This is a genomic window from Atlantibacter hermannii (assembly GCF_009907385.1).
Lineage (GTDB): Bacteria > Pseudomonadota > Gammaproteobacteria > Enterobacterales > Enterobacteriaceae > Atlantibacter > Atlantibacter hermannii_A.
The window spans coordinates 1-1,043 of record NZ_JAAATR010000078.1; the positions used below are offsets into that span (position 1 = coordinate 1).

1 protein-coding gene and 1 pseudogene are annotated in these 1,043 nt (G+C 54.1%); both read left to right on the forward strand.

What is annotated here, in order from left to right:
• Nucleotides 1–891 (forward strand): IS5-like element ISKpn26 family transposase (locus GV764_RS18220; RefSeq protein ID WP_161661361.1); only part of this gene is annotated, 891 nt, incomplete at its 5' end.
• Nucleotides 873–1,043, forward strand: a pseudogene (locus GV764_RS22295) (EAL domain-containing protein); the annotation flags it as partial. The gene GV764_RS18220 and the pseudogene GV764_RS22295, both read left to right, overlap by 19 nt.

A 1,043-nucleotide genomic window follows, 5' to 3' on the forward strand; every position in this document is an offset into this window, starting at 1 on the left:
ATTCTGCCATGGCAGAATATGACCGCTGTCATCGAGCCGTTTTATCCCAAGGCGGGCAATGGCCGACGGCCCTATCCGCTGGAGACCATGCTGCGTATTCACTGCATGCAGCATTGGTACAACCTGAGCGACGGTGCCATGGAAGATGCCCTGTACGAAATCGCCTCCATGCGCCTGTTTGCCCGATTATCCCTGGATAGCGCCCTGCCGGATCGCACCACCATCATGAATTTCCGCCACCTGCTCGAGCAGCATCAACTGGCCCGTCAATTGTTCAAGACCATCAATCGCTGGCTGGCCGAAGCAGGCGTCATGATGACCCAAGGCACTTTGGTGGATGCCACCATCATTGAGGCACCCAGCTCTAGCAAGAACAAAGAGCAGCAACGCGATCCGGAGATGCATCAGACCAAGAAAGGCAATCAGTGGCACTTTGGCATGAAGGCCCACATTGGTGTCGATGCCAAGAGTGGCCTGACCCACAGCCTAGTCACCACCGCGGCCAACGAGCATGACCTCAATCAGCTGGGTAATCTGCTTCATGGAGAGGAGCAATTTGTCTCAGCCGATGCCGGCTACCAAGGAGCGCCACAGCGCGAGGAGCTGGCCGAGGTGGATGTGGACTGGCTGATCGCCGAGCGTCCCGGCAGGGTAAAAACCTTGAAGCAGCATCCGCGCAAGAACAAAACGGCCATCAACATCGAATACATGAAAGCCAGCATCCGTGCCAAGGTGGAGCACCCGTTTCGCATCATCAAGCGGCAGTTCGGCTTCGTGAAAGCCAGATACAAGGGGCTGCTGAAAAACGATAACCAACTGGCGATGTTATTCACCCTGGCCAACCTGTTTCGGGTGGACCAAATGATACGTCAGTGGGAGAGATCTCAGTAAAAACCGGAAATAACGCCAGAAATGGTGGAAAAAATAGCCTAAATAGGCTGATTCGATGTGTTTGCGGGAAAAAAATCGGCCCAGATCCGCGAAATTTTAATCAGCGAGTCAGCTTGGGAAGAAATGACCTGCTTATTCGCACCTTCCCTAGA